16 protein-coding genes and 2 pseudogenes are annotated in these 15233 nt (G+C 48.2%); all 18 read left to right on the top strand.

What is annotated here, in order from left to right; all coding sequences use genetic code 11:
• Positions 1–201: 201 nt before the first annotated feature.
• Entirely contained in the window at positions 202–1407 is a 1206-nt protein-coding gene (locus VIS48_10765; GenBank protein ID HEY9166630.1) for a site-2 protease family protein, read from the top strand.
• A gap of 144 nt (positions 1408–1551) precedes the next feature.
• Positions 1552–2322 (top strand): PRC-barrel domain-containing protein, encoded by a 771-nt coding sequence (locus tag VIS48_10760; protein ID HEY9166629.1) that lies wholly within the window; start codon positions 1552–1554, stop codon positions 2320–2322.
• 91 nt (positions 2323–2413) lie between these two features.
• On the top strand, positions 2414–3280 hold the full coding sequence (locus VIS48_10755) for a YihY/virulence factor BrkB family protein (GenBank protein ID HEY9166628.1): 867 nt from the start codon (positions 2414–2416) through the stop codon (positions 3278–3280).
• A gap of 85 nt (positions 3281–3365) precedes the next feature.
• Positions 3366–3491 (top strand): annotated as a pseudogene (locus VIS48_10750) (hypothetical protein).
• Positions 3492–3603: 112 nt separating this feature from the next.
• The gene (locus tag VIS48_10745) at positions 3604–3963 is read left to right on the top strand and encodes an HPF/RaiA family ribosome-associated protein (GenBank protein ID HEY9166627.1); all 360 of its coding nucleotides are present in this window, start codon (positions 3604–3606) and stop codon (positions 3961–3963) included.
• Between the two features lie 22 nt (positions 3964–3985).
• Positions 3986–4087, top strand: a pseudogene (locus VIS48_10740) (fructose-bisphosphate aldolase class I).
• A gap of 393 nt (positions 4088–4480) precedes the next feature.
• Positions 4481–4861: a hypothetical protein gene (locus VIS48_10735; protein ID HEY9166626.1), complete on the top strand. Its 381-nt coding sequence runs from the start codon at positions 4481–4483 to the stop codon at positions 4859–4861.
• A gap of 48 nt (positions 4862–4909) precedes the next feature.
• Entirely contained in the window at positions 4910–6160 is a 1251-nt protein-coding gene (locus VIS48_10730; protein ID HEY9166625.1) for a divalent metal cation transporter, read from the top strand.
• A gap of 315 nt (positions 6161–6475) precedes the next feature.
• A complete protein-coding gene (gene kaiC / locus VIS48_10725) occupies positions 6476–8218 on the top strand; it encodes a circadian clock protein KaiC (protein HEY9166624.1) in 1743 nt (580 codons plus the stop codon).
• A gap of 86 nt (positions 8219–8304) precedes the next feature.
• Complete coding sequence (locus VIS48_10720) at positions 8305–8586, top strand: circadian clock KaiB family protein (protein HEY9166623.1); 282 nt, start codon at positions 8305–8307, stop codon at positions 8584–8586.
• Positions 8587–8645: 59 nt separating this feature from the next.
• Complete coding sequence (locus VIS48_10715) at positions 8646–8771, top strand: hypothetical protein (protein HEY9166622.1); 126 nt, start codon at positions 8646–8648, stop codon at positions 8769–8771.
• Positions 8772–9238: 467 nt separating this feature from the next.
• Positions 9239–10081 carry an ABC transporter permease gene (locus tag VIS48_10710; protein HEY9166621.1) on the top strand — a complete coding sequence of 281 codons (843 nt, stop codon included), beginning with the start codon at positions 9239–9241 and terminating at the stop codon, positions 10079–10081.
• A 38-nt stretch (positions 10082–10119) separates the two neighbouring features.
• On the top strand, positions 10120–10878 hold the full coding sequence (locus VIS48_10705; GenBank protein ID HEY9166620.1) for an ATP-binding cassette domain-containing protein: 759 nt from the start codon (positions 10120–10122) through the stop codon (positions 10876–10878).
• 30 nt (positions 10879–10908) lie between these two features.
• Positions 10909–11775: an MlaD family protein gene (locus tag VIS48_10700; protein HEY9166619.1), complete on the top strand. Its 867-nt coding sequence runs from the start codon at positions 10909–10911 to the stop codon at positions 11773–11775.
• Positions 11776–11897: 122 nt separating this feature from the next.
• Complete coding sequence (locus tag VIS48_10695; protein ID HEY9166618.1) at positions 11898–12104, top strand: DUF3185 family protein; 207 nt, start codon at positions 11898–11900, stop codon at positions 12102–12104.
• 795 nt (positions 12105–12899) lie between these two features.
• The gene (locus VIS48_10690) at positions 12900–13370 is read left to right on the top strand and encodes a hypothetical protein (GenBank protein ID HEY9166617.1); all 471 of its coding nucleotides are present in this window, start codon (positions 12900–12902) and stop codon (positions 13368–13370) included.
• Positions 13371–13522: 152 nt separating this feature from the next.
• Complete coding sequence (locus VIS48_10685) at positions 13523–13996, top strand: DNA starvation/stationary phase protection protein (GenBank protein HEY9166616.1); 474 nt, start codon at positions 13523–13525, stop codon at positions 13994–13996.
• A 28-nt stretch (positions 13997–14024) separates the two neighbouring features.
• Complete coding sequence (locus VIS48_10680) at positions 14025–15233, top strand: DUF6600 domain-containing protein (protein HEY9166615.1); 1209 nt, start codon at positions 14025–14027, stop codon at positions 15231–15233.

Raw genomic sequence — 15233 nt, 5'->3', positions numbered from 1 at the left:
TATGAGGGACTGAAGGAGAACGCTACGATCGTCATTGTGCCCAGCACGGTCGTGGAGACCATGCAGCTTGGCGGTTTGGCCGGGATAACAGCCTTGACTATGGGAATCGGACAGGAGAACGCAAACAAGGAGAAAGAAAGCAAGATCAGAAAACGAGAGTGACTTCAATAAAGACGCGTTTCACACGGAAGGGGAGAAGCAGTGATACCTACGAAAACGAATGACCAACTCGAACCCGAAACCGCACAACGGCAGTTTGGCCGAAAGGAAGGGATATTCATAACTCGGCACAACATCCCGTTAGGCAGGATTCTGGGAATCGCGATAGGTTTGGATTACTCCTGGTTTGTGGTCTTCGCGCTGCTCACCTGGATGCTTGCGGCTAGTTACTATCCCGCCGAGTTCAAGGACTGGCCGCGGATGCTGTACTGGTTAGTGGGCGCGGCGTCGACCATCATGCTCTTTGTGAGCGTGCTGCTCCATGAACTGGGGCACTCAGTGGTAGCGCTGCGGTACAGAATGCCAGTGCGAAGCATTACGCTTTTCCTCTTCGGGGGCGTGGCTCAGATTGGGACGGAACCGCCCGGCGCCTTCGCCGAGTTTTTTATTGCTATCGCGGGCCCGATCGTGAGCCTGGCCCTGGCGCTCCTTTTCTTTGTAGTGAAGCCGATTGTATCCGGTGTGGAGCCCCTCTTTGGATTGGCAAGGTATCTCGCTTATGTCAACCTGGCGCTGGTCTTGTTCAACTTGATTCCCGGCTACCCACTCGATGGCGGACGCGTGTTCCGGGCTATCGTGTGGGCGATAACGAAAGACATGCGCCGCGCGACCCTCATTGCGGCAAACGTCGGCCGGTTCTTTGCTTTTGGGTTTGTCTTCTTCGGCATCTGGCAGGTGCTCACCGGCAACTTTGGCGAAGGGTTATGGATCGTGCTCATTGGCTGGTTCCTTGACAACGCGGCTTCCGGCCAGGTGCACCAAGTGATGTCTCAGGGACTCCTGGCAGGCCAGACGGTTTCGCAAGCTATGAGCACTCATTGCGCAGTCGTTCGTGCAGAACTGACACTACAGCAGTTGGTAGACGAACACATCCTCGGCAACGGGCAACGCTGTTTTCTCGTTAACCGAGGAGATAAGATCGTTGGGTTGATGACTTTGCATCGGATCAAGGAAGTGCCGCGGCCTGAGTGGGCAACTGCGACCTCCGCTCAGGTCATGCTTCCCTTGGAACAGTTAAAACGCATTGACCCTGATGCCTATATATGGACTGCACTCCAGATGATGGACCGCGAGGGAGTCAACCAGTTGCCCGTCATCCGGGGTCAACAAGTTATGGGCATGTTAAGCCGGGAAGATGTCATCACTTTCCTACGCACGCTTAAGGAATTGGGAACGTTACCCGCATAACAACGCAAACTTGAGAACTACATAAATGAATCGACCACAGGAAACTACGACGCTGCTTCTTGATATCGCGGTGTACCATAATCATGCTTACAGTTAGCCGACAGCGAACAAAAACGAAACTAAAAGAGTGAAGGGACTACTATTATGCTGAACAAAGTCAAAATACTAAAGGGTTATAGTTTGCACAGCCTCGACGGGGAAATAGGGAAGGTCAAGGAATTCTACTTCGATGACCGACACTGGGCGATTCGATATTTGGTCGCCGACACTGGAAACTGGCTTACGGGCCGGCAGGTGTTGATCTCCCCGTATGCGCTGGCCGCCGTGAATAAAGAAGGGCAATACATCTCCATCGATCTGACCAAATTGCAGATTGAGAACAGTCCATCCCTGGAAAGTGACAAGCCTGTCTCGCGACAATTCGAGGAATCTTACTTCGGGTTTTATGGATGGCCCATGTATTGGGGCGGTCCGTACATGTGGGGAAATGAATCCTACATTATGCGTGACCGTGACAAATGGAAAGAATCAATTCAAGGTGACAAAAAGTGGAATCCCCATTTACGGAGCACTCACGAGGTGAGCAGCTATCATATTCAGGCCTCAGACGGTGAGATTGGCCACGTCGAAGATTTTATAATCGATGATGAGACGTGGGCGATCCGTTATTTGATCATTGATACGCAGAACTGGTGGCCGGGAAACAAGTTGCTGATTTCACCCAAATGGATCGAGCGTGTTGATTGGAGCGAGTCGAAAGTCTTTGTTAATGTCCCACGCGAGACCATCAAGGAGTCCCCGGGATACACAGCGGAGTTTCTGCTGACTCGAGATTATGAGACACAGCTGCATCGACATTATAACCGCCAGGGATACTGGGAAGATGAACCGGCTGCCATGGAGCATTCCCGTTGAAGCAAACACGGGAATGGACTTGCTTACATGAGTGGCCCGCCCAAGCGTGAGACATAGGAAGTGCGGAAAAGCAAGACTGAGCCTGATGAATATGCCAAGCAAACTTGAGCAAGAGACTCGCCGCGTCTGGGCGATATTATGTCTCGCCGTCAAAAAGTTTTTGAGGATTGACGGGGTACAGTGGGCGGGATCGTTCGCCTTCAATGCGTTCTTCTCGCTGTTTCCTCTGATGGTACTCCTCGTCACGATTGCCTCGTTCTTCGTTGACCGGGCCACGGCCGGGAAAGAGATCATTGCCCACATGGAAAGCTACGTCCCGATTAGCGGTGAAATGCAGAGTCACATTTTTGACACCATTGCCGGTGTGGTCAACGCGCGCGAGCAGGCGGGTGCGGTTGCGTCTATCATCCTCGTCTGGGCCGCCCTTCAATGTTTTATCACCCTCATCTCTGCAACCAACCGTGCCTGGGGCACGGTGATAGACAATTGGTGGCGGCTGCCGCTGAAAAGCCTGGTGCTGCTCGGCATCACGACGGGTGCGGTCTTCCTGGGGATGGTGGTGCCGGTGCTGCTGAGAACGGCGAAGGGTTGGCTCCTTCCTGTGGCTGATCTCCATTCCCGGGTGTATGGCCTGGGAAGCTTTTTGATCCCGTTGTTGGTGGTGTTCCTTGGCTTAAGCCTGTTTTACAGGGTGACTTCGCGCCGGCCCGCGCGGTTTGCCCAAGTGTGGGCCGCCGCCCTGTTCGCGACGGTTCTCTTGCAGGCGGCCGAAAGTCTGTTCGTGATATACCTTAAGAACTTCGCTACCTTAAACGCGGTGTACGGGGCATTCGGCGGGATCATGGCGCTGCTGCTGTGGATTTACATTTCTGGGTGCATCTTCATCTTCGGTGCCTGCCTGTGCGCCGCTCAGGCCGAACGGCCTTCATCGCCTGTGAAGACAATAGAGGCTTCCTGACCAAGAGGAATTGAACCATGAAGACGAGAATTCTTTCCCTGATACCGCTCCACAAGATGGATGCCTGCCGGCGGGTCTGTCGCATTTAGGTTCCAAGGGAGCCTACCTGAAACAGATGATGCAGGACAAGCTCATCGAACATAAACAGTACATTGACAAGCACGGAGAGGACTTGCCGGAAATCCGGAACTGGAAGTGGAGCAAGGAATGAATGATGAAAAAAGAAACAATACGCATACCTCAATCTTGACGCACTGCCGATCTATGGACATCGGGAATGTGCTTGCCGGATTGAGCAAATCACAATCACAACGGAGGACATGATGCGGATACTAATCAATACCGACCATAACATAATAGGTCATGAGGCGTTCATTGCTGATGTCAGCGGAAGAGTGGAGAGTGCACTGAGTCGATTCAGTGATCACATCATCCGAGTGGATGTCCACTTGAGCGATCAGACCAGCCATAGGAACAGTCCCAGCGACAAGCGCTGCATGATGGAAGCGCGCCTTGAAGGCCGCCAACCCATCGTGGTCACTCACGAGGCACCGACTCTTGACCAGGCCATCGGCGGCGCTTCTGATAAGCTGGCCAAACTGATTGAGAACACTCTCGGGCGACTGCGCGACAAAAAGAGCAGCAGGACTCACCCGCCGCGGCCCAGGTTGAGCAAAAATTGACAACCTTGCAGAGGTATGAGAGATGAATACGCAAGAGCTGGTAGACACCGCCGGGGCGCTGATCGCCGGCGACAAGCGTCTGCTGGCGATGGATGAAAGTAACACGACCTGCAACAAACGATTCGTAGTGCGCGATTTTGACGCTGCTGAAATGTCCCATCGTTGAGTATTCTTCGGCGTTCAAAAAAAACACATATGTCATTCCCGAACGCTCCTATGCCGCTCAATTATTCTATACGAGTATGCGGCATGCCGCAAGGCGGCATCGGGAATCCATGGTGGAGAATGGAGATAGATTCCCGCTAAGAGCACGTCCCCACGATCCGGCCGCCGATCCTGCGGTCGGACGGGAATGACAGTGAGAGAATTTGTCAACGTTACGTCACTTTGAAAGTAGCCCACTATCAAACGATTCGTGATTTTGGAGGCATAGGAAACGAATTAATAACTGATGTTACACGAATCTTAATAGGAAAGAGATCTCGTCTTTCTACATTCAATCAAAAGGAACAACCTAATGAAAACGAACGCCGGTTTATGGATTGACCACAGGAAAGCTGTTATTGTAATCCTCGATGAAAAAGGAGAGGAAACAAAACGAATAAACTCAAACATGGAGAAGCATGTACGGTTTTCCGGTATAGCACAAGAAAACACAGAAGAGGACATTCGCGACAGACGTTTTACGAATCATTTAAACAAGTATTACGATGAGGTTATCGCCTCTGTTCGTAACGCGAAATCCATTTTAGTATTCGGTCCTGGGGAAGCTAAGATGGAGATTAAGAAACGTCTAGAGAATGAAAAGATTAAGACACAATTAGTTGATATTGAAACGGTTGATAAGATGACCGACAACCAGATTGCAGCAAAAATCCGGGAGTACTTCCAGCGCTGAGCAAAAGTTTTGGTGCGATGACAGCGTAGAGGTGTGAACGCATCTGCAATGCTTTCAACAAGAATTAAGAAATACTGGCGTGTACTCGGACCCGGACTTATTACAGGCGCGAGCGACGATGATCCTTCGGGGATTGCTACCTATTCCCAGGCAGGTGCCGGTTTTGGTTTAGCAACTCTTTGGACTGCGGTTATCACTTTCCCTCTGATGGCTGCCGTACAGGAGATGTGCGCACGAATAGGTATGGTAACGCAGGAGGGATTGACAGGAACTATAAAAAAGAAATATCCGAAGAGTATTTTATATCTGATGGCGCTGTTTAGTTTCCCGGCTATTACTCTCAATATTGGCGCAGACATACAGGGAATGGGTGCCGTTGCCAATTTGCTTATTCCTCAAATTCCATCTTTTGCTTTCAGCGTAGTGTTTACGGCTTTACTTGTGTCCTTCATTATCAAGTTCCCTTATCGGAAGTTCGCCGCGGTATTGAAATGGCTTTGCCTATCGTTACTATTGTATGCCGTAGTTCCCTTCCTGGTACATGCAAATTGGGTGGAAGTCATGAAAAGTACCTTTATTCCGACTATTCATTTCGACAAATCTTTTTTTGAGATACTTGTTGCCATTCTCGGCACCACTATTTCTCCTTACCTGTTTTTTTGGCAAGCCACTATGGAAGCGGAAGACATTTCACATGACCGTAAGAAAATCATAATCAACAAACGAATCTTAAACGACATGGAAATGGATATCGATTTCGGAATGTTCTTCTCAAACCTCGTTATGTTTTTCATAATCCTTACGACGGGCGCAGTATTATACAAGGCGGGTATCAGACAAATCGATACGGTAGGACAAGCCGCAAAAGCATTGGAACCATTGACAGGTAAACTTACTTATCTACTTTTTGCCGTCGGCGTAATCGGCACAGGATTTTTAGCAATACCTGTCTTAGCCGGCTCACTTTCCTACATTTTAGCCGAGACTTTCAATTGGAGGGAAGGTCTGGATAAGAAATTCCACGAAGCTAAAGGATTTTACATCACACTGATCGTCTCACTCATTGTTGGATTGTCTCTGGAATTCCTTGGCGTAAGCCCGATACAAGCTCTTATTTACACCGCCGTACTATATGGCTTGACAGCGCCCGTAATGATTTCCGTAATCATGCACATTTCTAACAATAAAAAGGTAATGGGAAAATTCACAAACAAGAGATGGTCAAATGTTCTCGGATCAATTACGCTGATACTGATGAGCGCTGCCGCTGTTGCATTGATATGGTTTCAATTCAATTAGAATGGCTCGATTTCACTTTTTAGCACAATATTTCGAATATTCCTGCAAATTCGGTGGTTAACCATCAACCCTCCAGGTGTCGAATATCGGATTGCTTCTTTGAAGATGTAGTTCCTTTTTTCATCCCTTTGAGCTATTGTCTTGTTTTGCAGATGATTCTATAATCTAACGAATCATGGAGACCGGACAGCGGAATCATTTCCAGGAATTTGCACTGTCCGGTTAGCAGTTTAACGTTTGGTGTCAGTTGGAATTACTCTTAACAAGATCTATTACTCGTAATAGTGTCGAGAACATATATAGAGATAAAGTGCCATGAAGAAAAAAGAAGCGCAATCTCATCGTAGGGTCCTTCCCAAATCCCCCACAAGCATTCAAGGATTGGACGAAATCACTGGCGGGGGATTACCGAAAGGGAGGCCGACGCTTGTATGCGGCGGACCGGGGTGTGGAAAAACCCTCTTTGCCATGGAGTTTCTCGTCCGCGGGGCGATGCAGTACAATGAACCGGGCGTCTTTATATCGTTTGAGGAAACAGAGGAAGAACTCACAGCAAACGTTGCTTCGTTGGGGTTCGATTTGGACAGCCTCGTTGAGCGAAAGAAGATCTGGCTTGAGCATATCCATGTTGAACGGAGTGAAATCGAACAAAGCGGTGAATACAATTTGGAAGGCTTGTTCATCAGGATCCATGAAGCAATTGAGAGTATCGGCGCCAAGCGTATTGTGCTGGATACACTGGAATCACTCTTCTCAGGTTTGCCAAATCCCCTTATACTCCGTTCTGAACTGCGCCGGTTATTTCACTGGCTGAAAATGAAGGGTATAACGACAGTAGTTACTGCGGAGCGGGGCGCGGGTACGTTGACGCGTCAAGGTATGGAGGAGTACGTCTCCGACTGCGTCATTCTGCTCGACCATCGCGTGAGCGATGAGTCATCCATACGACGGCTGCGTGTTGTCAAATATCGCGGTTCAACCCACGGTACGAACGAGTATCCTTTCCTTATTGATGAAGATGGTTTTTCCGTCCTCCCCGTCACTTCACTGGGACTGAATTACTCTTCATCCCACGAAAGAATTTCCACGGGTATTCCGCGTCTCGACACAATGCTCTCCGGCAAAGGCTACTTTCGCGGCAGTACGGTGCTTGTCTCAGGCACCGCCGGTACGGGCAAGACGAGCATTGCCGCGAAGTTTGTCGAAGCCGCATGCAAGAGGGGAGAACGCTCTCTCTTTTTTACTTTCGAAGAATCCCCCAGTCAGCTTATGCGCAATATGCGTTCGATTGGAATAAGTCTGGAGCCGTGGGAAAAAAAGGGATTGCTTGAGTTTCGGGCAACCCGTCCTACACACTATGGTTTGGAAACTCACCTCACCACGAGTATCAAATTGATCAATGAGTTTAAACCTAGCATTGTTATCCTCGACCCTATCAATGCGTTCGCGTTGGGAGAGAACCAGACTGAAGTCAAGACAATGTTGCTGCGCCTCGTAGATTTCCTGAAGATGAAGGGGATCACCGCATTCTTCACAAGTCTCACTTCCGGCGCCGAAAGTATGGAGATTACTGATATTTACATCTCATCCCTCATAGATACATGGCTGCTTCTGCGCGATATCGAAATTGGAGGTGAACGTAACAGAGGACTGTATGTACTTAAATCGCGCGGTATGGAACACTCCAACCAGATACGCGAGTTCAAGCTGACAGACCAGGGTATCGATCTGCTCGATGTCTATATCGGTGCGGAAGGCGTATTGACGGGTTCGGCTCGATTATCACAGGAGACGAAAGACGATGCGGAACAAGTACGGCGTCAGCAGGAAATCGGACGCAGACAATTTGAATTAGAGCGTAAGCGCAAAGCAATGGAAGCTCAGATTGTGATGCTGCGCTCCGAATTTGAAGCGGAAGAATCAGAAGCGCTCAAAATTATCGGGAGTGATAAAGTGAGGGATGAACGCTTCGCTCTGGACAGGACAAATATGGCTAAGAGTCGGAAAGCCGATGTCCATCTCAAAGCAACCGGCACGAGGAAGAGGACGAATATTTAAGGGGACCCAGTGTGAAGATCAAACATGAAAAATCGAAAACAGACCGCCGAAAAGGACGGCCGGCGAAAGCAAGAAGCGACAAATGGATCTTGCGTTTGTATATTGCCGGACAGACTCCCAAAGCTGTCACCGCATTCAACAACCTCAAACTGATTTGCGAAGAACAATTAAAGGGCAAATACCGTATTGAAGTAATTGACCTTTTGAAGAATCCACGGCTTGCACGAGATAACCAGATCCTCGCCATCCCGACTTTGGTACGTAAACTGCCCCTGCCGGTAAGGAACATCATCGGTGATCTTTCCAATACAGAGCGGGTGTTGGTTGGGTTAGACCTTATAGAACGCAGCACGCTGATGGGCAGGTAAAAATCCGCCGCGGCGTTTAAGAATCAAAGTTTAAAGAAAATGCAACAGAGGAGAATATCATGAGTAAAGCTCAAGACAGGAAAAAGAGTTCAAAAAAACAACCGGCAAAAACCAAGAAAGAGAAAAGGGCGGCCAAACAGGAGAAGAAAAACGAAAAAAACGAACGCGGGCTCCTCAACGAATAAAATAGTCGCGGGCCCGGAAGATGGCGGCTCGTTGAAAAACTGAGAACCGCGGCGGGGTAAAGCATTTAGTAGTTGTGACACTCTCTGCAATGCCGAGTGCATTGAGTAGATTTTTTTCATTTCATAGAAAATGAAATTACTTTCAGGGGACAGTTGTCCCGCCGTAAATTACTTCGGCTTCTTCCAGGTTGATTCATCCTTTTCATCAATAAGCGAATAACCGCTTGCCGTCATCCCACCCGAGCGATGTAGTTCCTTTTTCATTCCTTTGCCTTACTGTACAATCCTGAATTTCTTCATATCATAATTGAATTAAAATGTGCCGTCCATTCAGGAGTATAGAGGATCGTTCTGTTAATCAATGGATCCACGATCAATAGCACAATTAAAGTTCTCGATAAAAACGGCTTATTGGAAAAGAGGAATTGCCGAATCGATGCTCTCAGATCTTGAAAGAGGTAACTGAAATGGAAGACGAAATTTCGGAGCAATCCCAAAATCGACACCACGAGGCAGAAATTGTACCGGAGACATTTTCAGAGACTGTTCCCGATTCAATATTTAACAGGTTCTTCCTGGAAGTATCTTCGCTTGCCACATTTACTTTGCGCTTTTTCAAAGAAGTATTTAAACCGCCGTATGAGTTCAATGAACTGGTCAAGCAGTCATTTCTGATCGGTTACAAGTCCGTTTCCTTAGTCGGCATCACAGCCTTCATAATGGGGCTCGTGCTTACCATCCAGTCAAGACCCACGTTGGCAAAGTTTGGAGCGGAATCGTGGCTCCCTGCGATGGTGGCAGTTTCAATTGTACGCGAAATAGGACCCGCGATCACCGCATTAATCTTCGCCGGAAAGGTCGGATCGGGAATCGGTGCGGAGCTGGCGTCAATGAATGTAACCGAACAGATCGATGCGATGCAGGTCTCGGGCACAAATCCCTTTAATTACCTTGTCGTTACAAGGATACTTTCCGCAACACTGATGCTTCCGCTCCTGGTGGTTTTGGCCGATGCCTTTGGTTTGTTCGGGTCATTTGTCGGCGTGAACATACAGGGACACGTAAGCACTTACCTGTTCTTTTCGCAGGTATTTCAGAGTCTCCAATTTCAAGATTTGTTCCCGGCGTTCGTCAAAACGTTCTTCTTCGGATTCGCAGTTGGACTGATCGGAAGTTATAAGGGATATAATTCCACTGAAGGAACTGAAGGCGTCGGGAAAGCGGCGAACTCAGCGGTAGTATTCGCGTCGTTGATGATCTTTATCATCGATATGGTCGCGGTACAGATTACAAGTTTGTTTCAATCCTAGATCGGGCAACGTGTAGAATGACAGCTGATACGCGCGTTATGAATACCGGAAACGAAAACAAGCAAGGCGGTCTTGCCGTCGTTGAGATGGAACATATCAAGAAATCTTTCGGGAACAATCATGTGTTGCGCGATATCAATCTGGTGGTTCATAAAGGAGAAAGTCTCGTTATACTCGGACAATCCGGAACGGGCAAATCAGTACTTATAAAATGCATCGTCGGGTTGATCGATCCTGATGAGGGTAAGCTTGTGATACTCGGTGAGGATATTTCTGAACTCAGGAGTAAGGAGCTCATTGAAATGCGCAAGAAGATAGGCTTCCTTTTTCAAAGTGGTGCCCTCTATGATTCCATGACGGTGAGGGAAAATCTTGAATTCCCGCTTAGAAGACAAATACGCTCAACACCGAAAGAGACAATTAACTCGCTGGTGAAAGAAGCAATGCGAAATGTAGGGCTTGCTGAATCGATCGATATGACGCCTTCAGAACTCTCCGGGGGAATGCGCAAAAGACTTGGATTAGCCCGAACTTTGATTTTGAAACCCGAGATCATGCTCTATGATGAACCAACAACGGGGCTGGATCCCATAACATCAAAAGAAATAAGCAGCCTCATATTGGAAGTGCAAAAAATATATGATACCTCTTCCGTCATTATCACGCACGACATTGACTGCGCCAGGCGCACGGCAAATAGAATCATAGTGCTTAAGGATGGGACATGCGCTGCTGAAGGATCGTATGCCGACCTCGCGAATTCGGAAGATACATGGATAAGATCTTTCTTTGAATAATAAATCGGAAAAATTGTATGAGCTGATAAGATGAAAAAAGATACCGGTAATAAAATCAAGCTGGGAATATTTATTTCCCTTGGAATAACGGCTTTCATCCTGGGAATATATTTTATCGGACAGAGGCAGCAACTATTCAGGAGCACCTTTCAATTAAGCGGAGTGTTCCAGGATGTCGGCGGACTTCAGGAAGGAAACAACGTGCGCCTCTCGGGAATAAATGTGGGGACTGTAGAAAATATCAGTATGGTGAGCGATACGTCGGTTAGAGTGGATATGCTGATTGACGAAAGCAACCGAAAGTTCATAAAAAAGGATGCGGTCGCGAAAATTGGTACGGACGGCCTTATGGGGAATAAAATTGTGATCATAACTCCCGGGACAGGAGGGAAAGCGGAAATCGAAGCCAACGATACTGTCAAAACAGTCCAGCCGATCAATTTGGATGAAATTCTGGCATCGTTGAAAAACACAGTCGAAAATACATCCAGTATCACAGGTGATTTGTCCAAGATTACAGGCAACATACAGTCAGGGAAAGGAACCATAGGAAGGCTTCTGATGGATCACTCACTGGCGGAGAATGTCGATTCTGCTCTGATTAATTTAAAGGAAGGTTCAGTTAACCTGAAGCAAGGTCTATCAGGCCTAAATATCCTTATAGGTGGTGCAAAAAGTAGCTTCGCGCAAAATTTCGATTCCACGCTAATTAATTTAAGAGAAGGTTCGGTTAATCTGAGACGGGGCTCAGAAGGATTAAAGAATCTTATAGATGACACAAGGGGCAGCTTCGGGCAGAATTTCGATTCCACATTTATTAATCTAAAAGAAGGTACAGCCGGGTTTAAAATACTAATGGATAAGGCAAAAAGAAGTTGGCTGCTATGGGGTTTCTAAAAAGTGTAGACATTGTCTCGTTCTCGGACTCCGTTTTGCGACAGGCTTTATCGAATCGCCACAGCTCATTCAATTTCTCAAGCGTCGAGCTGTACACGAAAAATCAATAAGAGGAATTATCTATGATAAGAGCAATCTCGATCGCAGTTCTTGCCGGCGGCATACTTCTTCTGATACTTGGCATCAATGCATATAACTCATCCAGCTCTGACATTTCTCGATTCTTCACTGGCGCGGCCACCAATAAGTCGGTATGGCTGTTAGTGGGCGGCGCGGTCGCGGCCGTCCTGGGACTGGTGGGTCTGCTGCGCGGAACAAAGAAGGTTTGAGTACTGTCACTCACATCTATGCCGGTGTGAGGCGGCCTATTCGGTTGCATGTCACTGCCATTGTGTCGGTTTTTTACCAGTTCAAGTAGAACGATTTAATTTAAAGTTTCAGGTTACTGTTTCTAATGCTTCTGCATTTTCGACAGTCAACATTCAAATCTCCATGCAATAAGTCAACAGTTTGGTCGTTCCAGACGGGATGTAGCTCCATTTTCATCCCTTAGAGGCATTCTCCGCCAGCTCAATCATATATATACTTCTAACATAGCATTTGGGGCCGGATTCGGAAATTCGGATCGGATATTTGAAAATGAGCGTCTCTTACGCTTTGGCACAGCTGCTCGGAAAGCGGTTGAGCGGCAGAAAGGAAGACAAAAGATGGAATGGGAACGACTTAAAGGAGAATGGAAACTATTGTGGAAAAGTGTCGTGGACGATTGGGCGAAATCACTTAATGAATTACTTGCCGGGATTTCGGCCAAGTATAAGGCACCCACCGGGATCTCCTGGATGAATGTTCACAGGCTTTACGATTTACGGAGATGGTGTTACATGCGTTTCAGATTGTTCATGCTAAGAAAGGAAAACTCAGCTTCGAGGCGCCGGAGTCTATACCGGCCTGTACGGCGCAATCAAACAGGCGCCACGGATTCCGGGGCTTAGGCTGCTCGACGAAAATGTATTTAAGCATTCTTCACACGGGGGAAGCTGCCCGGTCGTCAGACTGAGCTACACTTCAATGCCGCCTGGCGAAGCGGGAGGTGATCGTGATCTCTTGAAAACAAAGAAAAGAAAATGGAACCGAAAATAGAAGTCATCGAAAGGAAATCAACTGGAGTCGGATCACTCATCGAGTTGTTGCTGATCGACGAGTACGTGCTCTGCATAAGAACGAGGGACGCGCGGCGGAACGTAGATGGGAAAGACATCACTGTGCTGCGTAAGTTATTCGGGAGTCAATGTAAGTATCTGGATGGTGCTGTTGTTGAAATCATTCGGAGAGCCCGTGCGCTTGGACAAGTCGCTCCGGTTACGTTTGCACATTCCATGAAATCCACACGACTCAAACGACGCAACGAGAGACTTGCCGGGCAGAATCAAATCATCGAAGCCTTGCTTGAGGACCACGAATCCATGATCCGCGCGTTGAGCTATGAAAGTCCTCATCTCTCGAATGAGCAGGACGATACCGATACTGCCGTTTTTGCTGCCGGTCTGGCGGGACAACATCTGGAAATGGCCGGAGCCCTGAGAGAGTGGCTATAGGCGATTGCCATGACGGCTTTCCTATTTAAGTCGATCAGCGGGCAACATACGATTCGTATTAAGGGTTGAGCTGGCGACTGCTCCGAATGGGAGAATCGCCAGGAATGGAAGGACCCAGGTTGCATTTAATCGCTCTAGAAAAGGAAAAGAAAGTGAAACCGAACATTGAAATCTCCGAAAAAAACTTGAAGAAAGTTGCCACGATACTAAACACCTTGTTAGCCGACGAGTATATCCTCTACACGAAAACACGCAACGCGCACTGGAACGTGCTGGGAAACAACTTCAGTGAGCTCCATAAATTCTTTGAAATGCAGTATGCCGCCATCGATGTCATGATTGATGATGTGGCTGAAAGAGTCCGCGCACTCGGACACTTCGCGCTTGGAACGCTCAAAGATTTCCTGGCGGTCGCCCGATTGAGCGAGCACAATGAAGACTTCAGCAATCAGAATCATATTATAGGAACCCTCCTTGAAGATAATGAATCCATTATCCGCTCGCTTCGAAAGGACATCCCTGCGGTTTCAGACGATTGCAGAGACCTCGGTACGGCTGACTTTATGACCGGGCTTATGGAACAACACGAGAAAATGGCCTGGATGCTGAGGAGTTACTTGAAATGAATTACACTTAGAAAAAGAAAGATAGACCATGAGATCACATCTTAAGTTATTCGCGGTACTAATTGCACCGATTGTCATCTCTGCAATGTTGCCGAAACAGTCATCAGCACAGCAGGGTGCTGTTGACTTCCAGGTCTTTTACGATCAACTGAGTCCTTATGGGCAGTGGGTCGACAACCCCACTTACGGCTATGTTTGGATTCCTAATGCAGGACCCGACTTTGTTCCGTATTTTACCGGAGGCCAGTGGGTCTTATCGGATGATGGCTGGACTTGGGTGTCGGATTATGACTGGGGCTGGGCACCTTTCCATTACGGCCGCTGGGATTATGATAATGTTTACGGTTGGTTTTGGGTCCCCGATAATGTGTGGGGGCCTTCATGGGTCACGTGGAGACAAGGCAACGGCTATTATGGCTGGGCACCGATGCGCCCAGGTGTAAGCATTGAAGTGTCATTTGGTGGCTCATATAACATGCCGGACGATCGCTGGACATTTGTCAGGGACAGGGATATTAGAAGGCGGCACGTTGACCAGTATCGTGTCGATAGGGCAAGCAACGTAACGATCATTCAGAGTTCCTCGGTTATTAATAGAACTTACACCGACAATGGCCGGCATGCCGTCTACGTTGCAGGACCTAACGGGAGTGACGTGCAAAAAGCTACCGGCAAACCTATCAAACTGGTTTCCATTCAAGATAATAATAAGCCGGGACAGGCTTTGAGCCACGGCCAACTGCAGATGTATAGGCCGGAAGTGCGAAGTGGTAACGGACAGAAACCCGCACCGTCTCATGTGGTCGGCATCAAGGATGTGAAATCCCCGTCGGAAAGAACTGTGCAGACCATGCCGCGTAATGTCGGTCCACCCAATAACATACGCGGCCAGCAGCAACCGGTCCGGCCACGGAACGCCAATCCAACCGTAAACAGCGGAAAGGGACAACAACCGCAAACTGTGAATCCACAGCCCAACCAGCGTGGCAAGCAGCAGCCTCCCATGCCAGGTAACACCAATCCGTCTGTCAACAAAGTTAGGGGACCACAACGGCAGACTGTAAATCCACCTAGCACCAACCGTGGCAAGCAGCAACCTGTCTCGCCGCGAAAAGCGAATCCACCTGTCAATGATGCGAAGAAGCAGCAACAGCAAAACGTGAAGCCACCTCAGAAGAACGACAATGGTAAGAATCAGCAAACAAAGCCAATGCCGAACCATGATAATAAGGGATAG

Source organism: Candidatus Kryptoniota bacterium (assembly GCA_036567965.1).
GTDB lineage: Bacteria > Bacteroidota > Ignavibacteria > Kryptoniales > JAKASW01 > JAKASW01.
This window is presented reverse-complemented; position numbering and strand designations above follow the sequence as displayed.

Excerpts from the sequence above, each read along its gene's own strand:
- VIS48_10760 (HEY9166629.1), top strand. The coding sequence starts at position 1,552 with ATGCTGAACAAAGTCAAAATACTAAAGGGTTATAGTTTGCACAGCCTC.
- VIS48_10755 (HEY9166628.1), top strand. The coding sequence starts at position 2,414 with ATGCCAAGCAAACTTGAGCAAGAGACTCGCCGCGTCTGGGCGATATTA.
- VIS48_10745 (HEY9166627.1), top strand. The coding sequence starts at position 3,604 with ATGCGGATACTAATCAATACCGACCATAACATAATAGGTCATGAGGCG.
- VIS48_10735 (HEY9166626.1), top strand. The coding sequence starts at position 4,481 with ATGAAAACGAACGCCGGTTTATGGATTGACCACAGGAAAGCTGTTATT.
- VIS48_10730 (HEY9166625.1), top strand. The coding sequence starts at position 4,910 with ATGCTTTCAACAAGAATTAAGAAATACTGGCGTGTACTCGGACCCGGA.
- kaiC (HEY9166624.1), top strand. The coding sequence starts at position 6,476 with ATGAAGAAAAAAGAAGCGCAATCTCATCGTAGGGTCCTTCCCAAATCC.
- VIS48_10715 (HEY9166622.1), top strand. The coding sequence starts at position 8,646 with ATGAGTAAAGCTCAAGACAGGAAAAAGAGTTCAAAAAAACAACCGGCA.
- VIS48_10710 (HEY9166621.1), top strand. The coding sequence starts at position 9,239 with ATGGAAGACGAAATTTCGGAGCAATCCCAAAATCGACACCACGAGGCA.
- VIS48_10705 (HEY9166620.1), top strand. The coding sequence starts at position 10,120 with ATGAATACCGGAAACGAAAACAAGCAAGGCGGTCTTGCCGTCGTTGAG.
- VIS48_10700 (HEY9166619.1), top strand. The coding sequence starts at position 10,909 with ATGAAAAAAGATACCGGTAATAAAATCAAGCTGGGAATATTTATTTCC.
- VIS48_10695 (HEY9166618.1), top strand. The coding sequence starts at position 11,898 with ATGATAAGAGCAATCTCGATCGCAGTTCTTGCCGGCGGCATACTTCTT.
- VIS48_10690 (HEY9166617.1), top strand. The coding sequence starts at position 12,900 with ATGGAACCGAAAATAGAAGTCATCGAAAGGAAATCAACTGGAGTCGGA.
- VIS48_10680 (HEY9166615.1), top strand. The coding sequence starts at position 14,025 with ATGAGATCACATCTTAAGTTATTCGCGGTACTAATTGCACCGATTGTC.